Origin of the sequence: Devosia sp., assembly GCF_017744655.1 — a bacterium.
Taxonomy (GTDB): Bacteria; Pseudomonadota; Alphaproteobacteria; order Rhizobiales; family Devosiaceae; genus Devosia.
In genome coordinates this window covers 68,848-80,922 of sequence record NZ_JAGIAW010000004.1, presented here as the reverse complement: position 1 = coordinate 80,922, position 12,075 = coordinate 68,848, and the positions used below count along the sequence as shown (strand labels likewise).

The window sequence follows — 12,075 nt, the reverse complement described above, 5'->3', positions numbered from 1 at the left end:
CGCCGGATATCCGGGCACGTCCTCGCCCTTCGAGGCTCGCCTCTGGCGAGCATCTCAGGGTGAGGACTACGGATGCCTAGCCCTTCTGCCCCTTCCACGCCAACAACCGCAGCGCATTGGCCGTGACCAGCAGCGTAGCCCCGGTATCCGCCAAAATCGCCGGCCACAATCCGGTGACGCCAATGATCGTCGTCACCAAAAACACCGCCTTCAGCCCCAGCGCGATGGTGATGTTCTGCCAGATGTTCGACATCGCCGCCCGCGAGATGCGGATCAGGTTGGCAACGTCCATCACCCGTCCATGCAGCACAGCGGCATCGGCCGTCTCCAACGCCACATCGGTGCCACCGCCCATGGCAATGCCGATATCGGCAGCCGCCAGCGCCGGCGCATCATTGATGCCATCACCGACCTTGGCGACCAGCTTCCCCTCGGCCTTGAGGCCCAGGACGATGCGCTGCTTATCCTCCGGAAGCAATTCGGCATTCACGGCGATACCGAGATCGGCCCCGATCGCCTTGGCGGTGCGGGCATTGTCACCCGTAAGCATGACCACATCGGCACCCAATGCCTTGAGCGCAGCCAGGCCGGCGCGGGCATCGTCCCTCGGCTCGTCGCGCATGGCGATAAGGCCCGCCACGTCATTGCCGGCGAGCAGAACCGAAACCGTCTTGCCCTCGTCATTGAGCGCCCCGATGCGGATCGAAAAATCCTCGCTGAGCGGCACACGAACAGCCGCCGCCTTGGGCGAACCAAGGAAAAGCTCGCCCCCATCGAGCGTACCGACCACGCCCTTGCCACCCAGCGCGCCGGCATTGCTGGCCGCAACCGGCTCAACACCAGCCGCCTTAGCCTTGGCCAAAATGGCGGTGGCCAGGGGATGGCTGGACCCGACTTCGAGACTTGCCGCCAGACGCAGCATTTCGGCCTCCGAACGTCCCACCGCGATGACGTCAGTCACCTGCGGACGGCGTTCGGTCAGCGTGCCGGTCTTGTCGAGCGCGACCATATTGATCTTGCCCAACTGTTCGAGCACCACGCCGCCCTTCATGAGCAGGCCCTGGCGGGCACCGGCCGAAAGCGCCGCGGCAATGGCAGCCGGCGTCGAAATAACCAGCGCACAGGGGCAGCCGATGAGGAGAATGGCGAGACCCTTGTAGACCCACTCATCCCATGAGGCGCCCGTCAGCAATGGCGGCAGGATGGCGACGAGGGCGCCAACCAGCAGCACGCCAGGCGTGTAATATTTGGAGAATCGATCGATGAAGCGCTCCGTCGGTGCCTTGGATTCCTGTGCGGTTTCGACGAGCGAGACAATGCGGGCAATGGTGTTGTCAGCCGCTGCGGCAGTGACGCGAACGCGCAGGGCCCCGTCCTGGTTGACGGTGCCGGCAAAGACCTGATCTTCGGGGCCCTTGTGGCGGGGCACGGATTCGCCCGTGACCGGAGCTTCGTCGACCGAGCCCTCGCCTGAAAGAACCACGCCATCGGCGGGCATGCGATCGCCGGGGCGGACAAGGACAACATCGCCAACGGCGAGATCGGCAGCGTCAATTTCGCTGACCTTGCCATCCACTTCGCGGTGGGCGCGGCGCGGCACGAGATTCGCCAATGCCTTGATGCTGGCGCGAGCGCGGCCGGTGGCGATGCCTTCGAGCAATTCGCCGACAAGGAAGAGCAAGACGACAATGGCCGCTTCCTCGGCCGCGTCGATGAAGACGGCCCCGACCGCGGCGACGGTCATCAGCGTTTCGATGGAGAACGGGCTGCCATTCATCATCCCCATGCGCGCACGGCGGAAAATGGGGAGCAGGCCGACCAGCATGGCGAGGATGAAAAGCTCGTTGTGCCACTGGGGAAAGAAGCGCTCGAGCGCGAAGGCAGCGGCGACGGCGAGGCCGCAGAAAATGGTCAACTGTGCCTTGGCGGTCTTCCACCAGGGGCCGTCTTCGGCGGCGTGGTCGTGACCGTGCATGCCTTCGAGCGCGTCGGGCTTTTTGTCATCGTGATCGTGATCATGGTCGTGATCGGCGTGGTCATGACCGTGATTGTGGCTATGATCATGCTGCTTGGCGGCCACCTTGGGCACAGCGCCGGTCAGCGGGGAAATGCGATAGCCGAGGTCGGTGACCTTCTTCTGCACTTGCGCGAGATCGGCGCCCTTGTGGCCAAGTGTGAGAGTACCGGCGACAACGGAGACGGAAACATCTTCAACGCCCGGCAAGCGCCGCACGGCGGTGTCGATCTTGCTGGCGCAGCTTGCGCAATCCATGCCTTCGACACGGAAGCGTGTGCTGGTTTCCTCGGCGCTCATCTTTCGGCTCCTTGATTTTATCTGGAACCGGCGTACATCCTCTAGTGACTAGAGGAGCAAGCGCAAAATGCAGCAGGGCATCACGATCGGCAATGTGTCGCAGGCGAGCGGGGTGAAAGTGCCCACCATTCGCTATTACGAACAGATCGGCCTCCTCCCTTCCCCGCCGCGCACGGAGGGCAATCGGCGCAGCTATGACGATCGGGATCTGGAGCGGCTGACCTTTATCCGGCACTCGCGCGAACTGGGTTTCGAGATCGACGAGATCAGGACGCTGCTGTCATTGCAGGATCAGCCGAACGTTTCCTGCGAGGACGCCGATGCGATTGCGAGCCGGCATCTGGCTGATGTGAAGCAGAAGATCGCGAGCCTGACGGCGCTGCAGCATGAGCTGGAACGAATGGTGGTGGGGTGTTCGCACGGGCGAGTGGAAACCTGCAAGGTCATCGATATTCTGGCTGACCACGGGAAGTGCAAGTATCACGGAGACTAAGTCTCCTTCCCACTTCTAGATATGGAGCACGAAGGGCTTGCTTCAAGCCCGGCAGGCTGCACTATAACCGCACTCCCACAGAGCCAAGGGAGCTTGCCATGATTTATTGCCACGGAACGCGCGCCGATCTCAAAACCGGGGATCTGCTATCGCCGGGCTATGCCTCCAACTTCGGGCGGCGCAAGCCGGCGTCGTGGATCTATTTTGCCGCGACACTGGAAGCGGCCATTTGGGGTGCGGAACTGGCCGAGGGCGAGGGACGACAGCGGATTTATGTCGTCGACCCGACGGGCGAGTTTGTCGATGACCCCAATCTTACGGACAAGAAATTTCCCGGGAATCCGACGAAGTCTTATCGGAGCCGGCAGCCGCTAAGGGTGGTTGGCGAGGTGACGGGATGGGTGGGGCATCCAGCCGAGCAGTTGCAGGCGATGAAGGATGGGGTGGAGCGGATGCGGCAGGCCGGGGTGGAGGCGATAGACTAGCCCCCGATCTTCCTTCTCCCCTTATGGGAGAAGGTGGCGCGTAGCGCCGGATGAGGGGTATTCTTACGGTGCCTATCACTTGCTCCTCTGCGGAGGAGAGATACCCCTCACCCTGGATTTTTGCTGAACGCAAAAATCCTGTCCCTCTCCCACAAGGGGCGAGGGGAAGGCCGGTGGCTATCCCGCTATCTCCCGGCTCTCCACCCGCGCTGCCTTCCCGGTCGAGTAGATAAACGCGCAGATGAAAACGACCGTCAGCAGCAGAACGATTGTCGGCGCGGGGGCGCTGTCCATGAAGAAGGACAGGTAGACGCCGAGCAGCGAGCCTACGAGGGCAATTGCGGTGGCGAGCATCAGCATGGTCGAGAAGCGGCGCGTGAGGAGGAAGGCTATTGCGCCGGGGGCGATGAGCATGGCGATGGAGAGGATGATGCCGACGGCCTGCAGGGCGCCGACGATGGTCAGGGAGATCATGGCGAGAAGGCCATAATGGAGGAGGTTTACACGCAAGCCCACGGCTCGGGCCTGACCAGGGTCGAAGGCGTGCAGTAAGAAGTCCTTCCACTTGATGCCGATGATGCCGGCAATGGCCACTGCGATCACCAGCGCCTGGATGATGTCACCCATGCTAACGCCCAGCATGTCGCCGAAAAGGATGTGGTCGAGATGCACGTCGGACTGGATCTTGACGTAGAGCACCAGCCCCAGGCCGAACATGCCGGAGAAGACTACACCCATCACCGTGTCCTGCTTGATGCGGCTATTGTCCTTGAGAAAGCCCGTGGCCACCGCCGAGAACATGCCGGCGGCGAAGGCGCCGATGGCGAGGGGGATGCCGAAAATGTAGGCGAGTACCACGCCGGGAAACACGGCATGGGAAATCGCGTCGCCCATCAGCGACCAGCCCTTTAGCACCAGGAAGCATGAGAGCAACGCCATCGGCACGGCGACCAAGGCCGAGATAACAAGCGCATTATTCATGAACTCGAACTGGAAGGGCAGGATGAGAAAATCCCAAAGGTTCATTGACCTGCCTCCAGGGCTTCGGCGGCACGACGACGGGCTGCGAGGAGCCCATGCTTGGGCGCAAAGAAGAAGGCGAGAAGGAAGATCGCCGTCTGCGACACGACGATGATGCCGCCCGTGGCGCCGTCGAGGAAGTAACTGACATATGCGCCGACAAAACTCGTGATCGTGCCGATGGCCACGGCAATGATCAGCAGCCGCGGAAAACGGTCCGTAAGGAGATAAGCCGTGGCACCAGGGGTGACGACAAGGCAGATGACAAGGAAAGCCCCAACCGTTTGCATGGCGGCAACCGTCGATGCCGAGAGCAGCACGAAGAACACGGCCCGCAGCACCGCCGGCTTCAACCCGATGGAGCGGGCGTGGTTTTCGTCAAAGAAAGTGACCATCAGATCCTTCCACTTGGCGAGAAGCACGGCCAGCGAGACGAAGCCGATGATGGCGAGCTGCAGAGTGTCTTCAGGGGTGATGGCGAGGATGTTTCCCAGCACAATGGTCTGGATGTTCACCGAGACCGGCGAGACCGAGACCATGAAGAGCCCCAGGCCAAAGAAGGCTGAGAAGATCAGGCCGATGATGGCGTCTTCCTTGAGCTTGGTGCGCTGATTGAGAAAAAGCATGGCCGCGGCAGCGAGGCCACCGGAGAAGAAGGCCCCGAGGGCAAAGGGCAGGCCCAGCATATAGGCGCCGGCAACGCCGGGAACGATGGAGTGGCTCAGCGCATCGCCGATCAGCGACCAGCCTTTTAGCATCAGATAGCAGGAGAGAAAGGCGCAGACCCCGCCGACAAGGGCCGAGACCCACATGGCATTGGTCATATAACCGTAGGAAAAGGGTTCGAGCAGCAGTTCCATTTACGGCTGCTCCTCCGGCTTTTCGTCGGGCGAATGGCGCCGCGCCTTGCCGCCTTCAAAGAGCAGCGGGCGTTCGTCATCGGTAAAGACGCCGACACCGGAATGCTCGCCATTGGGGGCGTGATTGATGACGAAGTGGCGGAGCACGCCGCCAAAGGCTTTTTCGAGGTTTTCCTGCGTAAAAGTGTCCTCGGTCGGCCCATAGGCCAGCACCGTACCCTTGATAAGAATGGTGCGATCGCAGAACTCGGGGACGGAGCCGAGATTGTGCGTGGACACCAGCATCACCCTGCCCTCGTCGCGCAGTTCGCGCAGAAGGGTGATGATCTGGTCCTCGGTCTTCACATCGACGCCGGTAAACGGCTCGTCGAGAAGGATAACCCGCCCATCCTGCGCCAAAGCGCGGGCGAGAAAGACGCGCTTCTTCTGCCCGCCCGACAATTCGCCGATCTGGCGCTTGCGGAATTCGCTCATATTGACGCGCTTCAGCGCCGCATCCACCGCATCGTGGTCGGCCTTTTTGGGAAGGCGCAGCATGCCCATATGGCCATAGCGCCCCATCATCACGACATCTTCGACCAGAACCGGGAAATTCCAGTCGACCTCTTCGGACTGCGGCACATAAGCGACGAGATTTTTCCTCAGCGCCTGCGCCACCGGCATGCCCAGTACGGAAATCTCGCCGCGAGCGAGTCGCACAAAACCCATGATGGCCTTGAACAGCGTCGACTTGCCCGAGCCATTCACACCCACCAGCGCCGCTATGGTGCCTGTGGGAATGGCAAAACTCGCATCGCGAATGGCGGTCAGGCCATTGCGATAGGTAACGGTAGCGCCGTTGACGGCGATGCCAGTGCCGGTCTCAACCTCGGCATGGCGCAGGGGGGCATTCATTCCGTAAGGCCTTTGGCAATGGTTTCAGAGGTAACGCGGAGGAGGTCGATATAGGTTGGCACGGGGCCATCGGCTTCCGTCAAGGAGTCCACATAGAGCACGCCGCCATATTTGGCGCCGGTCTCGCGGGCGACCTGCTCGGCCGGTGCCGGAGAAATGGTGCTTTCCGAGAAGATGACGCCGATGGAATGCTCACGCATGGCATCGATCACCTTTCGCACCTGTTGCGGCGTGCCTTGCTGATCGGCATTGATCGGCCACAGGTAAAGCTCCTTCAAACCGAAATCGCGCGCGAGATATGAAAACGCGCCTTCCGAGGTAACGAGCCAGCGCTTGTTCTCGGGCACGGCGGCCAGTTCAGCCTGGATCGGTTCGATCATGGCCGAAATCTTGGCTTTGTAAGCCTCGGCATTGGCCTTGTAGGTCTCGGCATTGGCCGGATCGTGCTCGACGAAGGCGTCGCGGATATTGTCGACATAGATCATGGCAATACTGGGCGACATCCAGGCATGGGGGTTCGGCTTGCCCTGATAGGGGCCTTCGGCAATGCCCATGGGCTCGATGCCGTCGGAAACCACGACGCTCGGCACATCGCGCAGGTTGGCGAAGAAACGCTCGAACCAGAGTTCGAGATTGAGCCCGTTATAGAGAACGAGATCGGCACCCTGGGCGCGCTGGATGTCGCCGGGGGTGGGTTGGTAATTGTGGATCTCGGCGCCAGCCTTGGTGATGGATTCAACCACCGCAGCGTCGCCCGCAACATTCTGGGCGATATCGGCAATGACGGTGAAGCTCGTGACGGCCTTGAACTTATCCTGGGCGAGAGCGGGAATTGCGGGAAGCGCGACCGACAGTCCCATAGCAAGCAGCGTCCCAAGGGCCTGGCGTCGTGTACCGAAAAGCATAGAGCAATCCTTGTTGCGAATGATTTGCATTTTCACTCAATGTATAGAGGCGCCGAAAAGTTGCAAGTAGGAATGGTTTGCAAAAAGCATGGTTGGGAAGAGGCACTTTGCGGCAGTTAACAAAGTGTGTTTGACGGGGACAAAACCCCTCCCTGGCCTATGTCCCTATATCTCCACGACGAATCCCTTTTGACCGTCACGGGCATCCCCAGCATTTTCCACAAGAGCAAAATTTGAACGATTTTTGACACGGGGGGCGTGCGCTCAGACCCGCGAATCTGACAGGCTTAAAAAACGCTAAATTCCGGCATTTTTCGATCACAATTGGTCTGTCAAGCCATTGATGACAGGACTGACACAAACCATATACCTTGCAGTAAGGATTGGTGCCGCATACTACATATAGCGTTCAGGGCTTGTTCGATTCGAAAGAGTGGAATGGAGCCCAAGGCCGGTCAAAACCGTTATATATGGCGATGGACCGGCGCGCGTTTGCAGTTGTTTTAAAGCGTTGAACCCCGTTTTTAGAACCATCCCTCGTGAGGATCCGATGACTATCACCGTCTATTCCAAGCCTGCCTGCGTCCAGTGCACCGCAACCACGCGCGCGCTCGACCGAAAGGGCATTGATTACACGGTGGTCGACATCTCCGAAGACGCCGACGCTTATGCGCGCGTCGAGGAAATGGGCTACCGTCAGGTTCCGGTCGTGGTCGCCGGTGATCAGCACTGGGCTGGTTTCCGCCCCGACATGATCGGCGGCCTCGCCTGATTTAGGACGTCGCGCGGTTCACTGCGCGACAGGAACGAGGTGCAGGCATGAGCCAGATCGTTTATTATTCCAGCACCTCGGAAAATACCCACCGTTTCGTCACGAAACTGGGACTTGCAAGCGTAAGGCTGCCGGTGGACGCCGGCAGCGAGCCACCGCAGGTGGATGAACCCTATGTTCTGGTGGTTCCCACTTATGGCGGCGCCAATGGCAAGGGTACCGTGCCCAAGCCGGTCATTCACTTTTTGAACAATCCAGCCAATCGCAGCCTCATTCGAGGCGTGATTGCTGCCGGAAACACCAATTTTGGCGCAGCTTATGGCGAGGCGGGTAAGATCGTCAGCCAGAAATGCGCCGTGCCTCTCCTCTACCGCTTCGAGCTTCTCGGCACGGCAGAGGACGTAGAAAACGTCAAGCAAGGACTCGAACGGTTTTGGACACGCTCACACTAGACCGCACGGAAGATCGCCCGGCCTCCAAGGGTCAGGTCCAGGATCAGAGCCTGGACTATCACGCGCTCAACGCGATGCTGAACCTCTATGACGAGGCCGGCAAGATTCAGTTCGACAAGGACAAGCAGGCTGCGCACCAGTATTTCCTGCAGCATGTGAACCAGAACACCGTCTTCTTCCACAATCTGCGGGAGAAGCTCGAATATTTGTCCGTTGAAGGTTACTATGAGCGCAGCGTGCTCGATCAGTATTCCTTCAACTTCATTCGCGATCTCTACGATCACGCCTATGACAAGAAGTTCCGCTTCCCGACCTTCCTCGGCGCGTTCAAATATTACACCAGCTACACGCTAAAAACCTTCGACGGTAAGCGCTATCTCGAGCGCTACGAAGATCGCGTCTGCATGGTGGCCATGACCCTCGCCCGCGGCAACGAACAGCTTGCCCGCGATCTCGTCGACGAAATCATGGCTGGCCGTTTCCAGCCCGCGACCCCGACCTTCCTCAATGCCGGCAAGGCCCAGCGCGGCGAGCTCGTCTCGTGCTTCCTCTTGCGCATCGAAGACAATATGGAGTCGATCGGCCGCTCGATTAACTCGGCCCTGCAGCTTAGTAAGCGCGGCGGCGGCGTGGCCCTGAGCCTGACCAATCTTCGCGAAATGGGCGCGCCCATCAAGCATATCGAGAACCAGTCCTCTGGTGTCATCCCGGTGATGAAGCTGCTCGAAGACTCCTTCTCCTATGCCAACCAGCTTGGCGCGCGTCAGGGCGCAGGTGCGGTCTATCTCAACGCCCACCACCCCGACATCATGCGCTTCCTCGACACCAAGCGCGAAAACGCCGACGAAAAGGTCCGCATCAAGACCCTCTCGCTTGGCGTCGTGATCCCCGACATCACCTTCGAATTGGCCAAGAACAACGAGGACATGTACCTGTTCTCGCCCTATGACGTGCAGAACGTCTATGGCGTGCCGTTCAGCGAAATCTCGGTCACCGAAAAGTACCGCGAAATGGTCGCCGACGGCCGTATTCGCAAGAAGAAGATCAAGGCCCGCGAATTCTTCCAGGTGATCGCCGAGATCCAGTTCGAGTCCGGCTACCCCTACATCATGTTCGAAGACACGGTGAACAAGGCCAACCCGATCGACGGCCGCATCACCATGTCGAACCTCTGCTCGGAAATCCTGCAGGTCAGCGAAGCCAGCGAGTTCAGCGAAGACCTGAGCTACACCAAGATGGGCAAGGACATTTCCTGCAATCTCGGCTCGCTCAACATCGCCGCCGCCATGGACTCTTCCGATTTTGGCAAGACCATCGAGACTTCGATCCGTGCCCTGACTGCCGTGTCGGACATGAGCAATATCTCGTCCGTCCCCTCCATCGCCAAGGGCAATGACGACAGCCATGCCATCGGCCTCGGCGCGATGAACCTGCACGGTTATCTCGCCCGCGAACGCATCTTCTACGGTTCGGAAGAAGGCGTCGATTTCACCAATATGTACTTCTACACGGTGACCTATCACGCCATCCGCGCCAGCAACCTGATCGCCACCGAGCGCAATCAGTCCTTCAAGGGCTTTGAAAAGTCGAAATACGCCAGCGGCGAATATTTCGACAAGTACATCCAGCAGGAATGGGCACCGGCGACCGACAAGGTCCGGGGTCTGTTCGAAACCGCCGGTATCCACATCCCAACCCGCGAAGACTGGCTGGAACTCAAGGATCTGGTCATGGCTCACGGCATGTACAACCAGAACCTGCAGGCCGTGCCGCCGACCGGCTCGATCTCCTACATCAACCACTCGACCTCCTCGATCCACCCGATCGTGTCCAAGATCGAGATCCGCAAGGAAGGCAAGATCGGCCGCGTCTACTACCCGGCCGCCTTCATGAACAATGACAACCTGGATTATTACCAGGATGCCTATGAGATCGGTCCCGAAAAGATCATCGACACCTATGCGGCGGCGACCCAGCACGTCGATCAGGGCCTGTCGCTGACCCTGTTCTTCCGCGATACCGCGACCACCCGCGATATCAACAAGGCGCAGATCTACGCCTGGAAGAAGGGCATCAAGACCATCTATTACATCCGCCTGCGTCAGATGGCCCTTGAGGGCACTGAAGTGCAGGGCTGCGTCTCCTGCGCGCTGTGACCAAGGGCAAGCCAAACATGAACGTTCACGTAAAGCCCTTGAGCCGCATTCGTGCGATCAATTGGAACCGCATTCAGGACGAAAAAGACCTCGAAGTCTGGAACCGGCTGACCTCCAACTTTTGGCTGCCTGAAAAGGTGCCGCTCAGCAACGACATCCCGTCCTGGGCGACGCTGACCCCGAACGAACAGAAGCTGACCATCCGTGTCTTCACCGGTCTAACCCTGCTCGACACCATCCAGAATGGCGTTGGCGCCGTTCGCCTGATGAGTGATGCACAGACCCCGCATGAAGAAGCCGTTCTCTCGAACATCTCCTTCATGGAAGCGGTACATGCCCGTTCCTATTCGTCGATCTTTTCGACCCTGTGCCTGACGCCGGACGTCGACGACGCCTATCGCTGGTCGGAAGAAAACGAGTTCCTGCAGCAAAAAGCCCGGCTGATCATGGAACAGTATGACGGCGCCGACCCCTTGAAAAAGAAGGTCGCCTCCGTCTTCCTTGAAAGCTTCCTGTTCTATTCCGGCTTCTACCTGCCCATGTATTGGTCGAGCCGCGCCAAGCTGACCAATACCGCCGACCTCATCCGCCTCATCATCAAGGACGAGGCCGTGCACGGCTACTATATCGGCTACAAGTTCCAGCGCGAGCTGGAGCGCCTGACCGAGGCCCGCAAGCAGGAAATCAAGGACTTTGCCTTCGATTTCCTCCTCGAACTCTACGACAACGAAGCGCGCTACACCGAAGACCTCTATGACGGGGTTGGCCTCGCCGAAGACGTCAAGAAGTTCCTCCACTACAACGCCAACAAGGCGCTGATGAACCTCGGCTACGAAGCCCTCTTCCCCCCCGAAGCCTGCAAGGTCAACGCCGCCATTCTCTCGGCCCTCTCGCCCAACGCCGACGAAAACCACGACTTCTTCTCGGGCTCGGGTTCGAGCTACGTCATCGGCAAGGCGATTGCGACCGAAGACGAAGATTGGAATTTTTGATTCAAGTTCAATGAAGAAGGGGGTGGCGCCGCAGTGCCACTCCTATACTCCAGATAGGTCGCGCCTTAGACGAATATAGTTCCACTAGCGCAAGGAGATTGCGTTGAACTACATCGAACAAGCCGTCATCCGCCTCCGCGTCGACTTGGGAATCCCCAACGATCTGCGCCCGGATCTACTAGATACCCTCCGCAGGCTGCGCATAGCAGGGGTCATTCGAGGTTTTGGCCCGAAGATTGGCGCCGTGTCGTCAGACATAGCCGCTCGCTGGGACCCCGCAGAAAAGTGGATTTTTCTGTCCGATGCCGTTTGGGACCAAGTTGTCCTTGGCGAAGAAGACCCAGAGCTACGCTTTACAATCTTGCACGAGATTGGTCATGCTGCGCTCCGGCACTCGGCCAGAAATCGCAAGGTTGGTAACATTTACCAACACGGTCGTTCCGTTGAACGCGAAGAAGAAGAGGCAGACGATTTTGCGCGAGCCTTCGCCATCCCACTTAATTTTATTTCGAATTTAGATATCCGCGATGCTACTGCGCTCTCGGAACGGTTTGGCTTGTCCCGTGAGGCAACTGAAAAGCGCATGGTCGATCTTCAGCGACACGCACGAACTTACGTCGCAGGCGCTGCAGACGAGCCAGAAGACAACTATGCGGAGGCAATGACTGTCATGTCTCACAACGCCCGCAACTGGAACTTATAGACGGAGAGCCGGGAGAGCGGCGCCAGATC

General features: G+C 59.3%; 12 protein-coding genes. 7 read left to right on the top strand and 5 right to left on the bottom strand.

All coding sequences use genetic code 11. From position 1 onward, the window contains the following. Nucleotides 1-76: 76 nt before the first annotated feature. Complete coding sequence (locus tag J7557_RS09705) at nucleotides 77-2,314, bottom strand: heavy metal translocating P-type ATPase (RefSeq protein WP_291419773.1); 2,238 nt, start codon at nucleotides 2,312-2,314, stop codon at nucleotides 77-79. A 67-nt stretch (nucleotides 2,315-2,381) separates the two neighbouring features. Between J7557_RS09705 and J7557_RS09700 the strand changes: the two genes are divergently transcribed. Next, on the top strand, nucleotides 2,382-2,807 hold the full coding sequence (locus J7557_RS09700; protein WP_291419771.1) for a helix-turn-helix domain-containing protein: 426 nt from the start codon (nucleotides 2,382-2,384) through the stop codon (nucleotides 2,805-2,807). Between the two features lie 98 nt (nucleotides 2,808-2,905). Continuing rightward, on the top strand, nucleotides 2,906-3,292 hold the full coding sequence (gene arr / locus J7557_RS09695; protein ID WP_291419769.1) for an NAD(+)--rifampin ADP-ribosyltransferase: 387 nt from the start codon (nucleotides 2,906-2,908) through the stop codon (nucleotides 3,290-3,292). Nucleotides 3,293-3,469: 177 nt separating this feature from the next. Here arr and J7557_RS09690 read toward each other — a convergent pair whose 3' ends face one another. Genes J7557_RS09690 through J7557_RS09675 form a run of 4 tightly spaced genes read right to left on the bottom strand, consistent with a single transcriptional unit; the run spans nucleotide 3,470 to nucleotide 6,926 of the window. Continuing rightward, nucleotides 3,470-4,318 carry a metal ABC transporter permease gene (locus J7557_RS09690; RefSeq protein WP_291419766.1) on the bottom strand — a complete coding sequence of 283 codons (849 nt, stop codon included), beginning with the start codon at nucleotides 4,316-4,318 and terminating at the stop codon, nucleotides 3,470-3,472. Beyond that, nucleotides 4,315-5,172 (bottom strand): iron/manganese ABC transporter permease subunit SitC, encoded by an 858-nt coding sequence (gene sitC, locus J7557_RS09685; protein WP_291419764.1) that lies wholly within the window; start codon nucleotides 5,170-5,172, stop codon nucleotides 4,315-4,317. The genes J7557_RS09690 and sitC overlap by 4 nt, the downstream gene beginning before the upstream one ends. Then, complete coding sequence (locus J7557_RS09680) at nucleotides 5,173-6,066, bottom strand: manganese/iron ABC transporter ATP-binding protein (RefSeq protein WP_291419762.1); 894 nt, start codon at nucleotides 6,064-6,066, stop codon at nucleotides 5,173-5,175. It lies immediately after the preceding gene. Next, a complete protein-coding gene (locus J7557_RS09675) occupies nucleotides 6,063-6,926 on the bottom strand; it encodes a metal ABC transporter substrate-binding protein (RefSeq protein ID WP_291420073.1) in 864 nt (287 codons plus the stop codon). Before J7557_RS09675 ends, J7557_RS09680 begins: the two co-directional genes overlap by 4 nt. A gap of 595 nt (nucleotides 6,927-7,521) precedes the next feature. Here J7557_RS09675 and nrdH point away from each other — a divergent pair. The 5 genes from nrdH (at nucleotide 7,522) to J7557_RS09650 (ending at nucleotide 12,046) form a co-directional block, all read left to right on the top strand. Continuing rightward, nucleotides 7,522-7,743 (top strand): glutaredoxin-like protein NrdH, encoded by a 222-nt coding sequence (gene nrdH, locus J7557_RS09670; protein ID WP_291419760.1) that lies wholly within the window; start codon nucleotides 7,522-7,524, stop codon nucleotides 7,741-7,743. Between the two features lie 47 nt (nucleotides 7,744-7,790). Continuing rightward, nucleotides 7,791-8,195 (top strand): class Ib ribonucleoside-diphosphate reductase assembly flavoprotein NrdI, encoded by a 405-nt coding sequence (nrdI, locus tag J7557_RS09665; RefSeq protein WP_291419758.1) that lies wholly within the window; start codon nucleotides 7,791-7,793, stop codon nucleotides 8,193-8,195. Further along, a complete protein-coding gene (gene nrdE, locus J7557_RS09660; protein WP_291419756.1) occupies nucleotides 8,177-10,351 on the top strand; it encodes a class 1b ribonucleoside-diphosphate reductase subunit alpha in 2,175 nt (724 codons plus the stop codon). The genes nrdI and nrdE overlap by 19 nt, the downstream gene beginning before the upstream one ends. A 17-nt stretch (nucleotides 10,352-10,368) precedes the next feature. Next, entirely contained in the window at nucleotides 10,369-11,343 is a 975-nt protein-coding gene (gene nrdF / locus J7557_RS09655) for a class 1b ribonucleoside-diphosphate reductase subunit beta (protein WP_291419754.1), read from the top strand. Nucleotides 11,344-11,446: 103 nt separating this feature from the next. Beyond that, the gene (locus J7557_RS09650) at nucleotides 11,447-12,046 is read left to right on the top strand and encodes an ImmA/IrrE family metallo-endopeptidase (protein WP_291419752.1); all 600 of its coding nucleotides are present in this window, start codon (nucleotides 11,447-11,449) and stop codon (nucleotides 12,044-12,046) included. Nucleotides 12,047-12,075 lie beyond the last annotated feature (29 nt).

Excerpts from the sequence above, each read along its gene's own strand:
- arr (WP_291419769.1), top strand. The coding sequence starts at position 2,906 with ATGATTTATTGCCACGGAACGCGCGCCGATCTCAAAACCGGGGATCTG.
- J7557_RS09690 (WP_291419766.1), bottom strand. The coding sequence starts at position 4,318 with ATGAACCTTTGGGATTTTCTCATCCTGCCCTTCCAGTTCGAGTTCATG.
- J7557_RS09705 (WP_291419773.1), bottom strand. The coding sequence starts at position 2,314 with ATGAGCGCCGAGGAAACCAGCACACGCTTCCGTGTCGAAGGCATGGAT.
- J7557_RS09680 (WP_291419762.1), bottom strand. The coding sequence starts at position 6,066 with ATGAATGCCCCCCTGCGCCATGCCGAGGTTGAGACCGGCACTGGCATC.
- J7557_RS09700 (WP_291419771.1), top strand. The coding sequence starts at position 2,382 with ATGCAGCAGGGCATCACGATCGGCAATGTGTCGCAGGCGAGCGGGGTG.
- J7557_RS09675 (WP_291420073.1), bottom strand. The coding sequence starts at position 6,926 with ATGGGACTGTCGGTCGCGCTTCCCGCAATTCCCGCTCTCGCCCAGGAT.
- nrdF (WP_291419754.1), top strand. The coding sequence starts at position 10,369 with ATGAACGTTCACGTAAAGCCCTTGAGCCGCATTCGTGCGATCAATTGG.
- nrdI (WP_291419758.1), top strand. The coding sequence starts at position 7,791 with ATGAGCCAGATCGTTTATTATTCCAGCACCTCGGAAAATACCCACCGT.
- sitC (WP_291419764.1), bottom strand. The coding sequence starts at position 5,172 with ATGGAACTGCTGCTCGAACCCTTTTCCTACGGTTATATGACCAATGCC.
- nrdH (WP_291419760.1), top strand. The coding sequence starts at position 7,522 with ATGACTATCACCGTCTATTCCAAGCCTGCCTGCGTCCAGTGCACCGCA.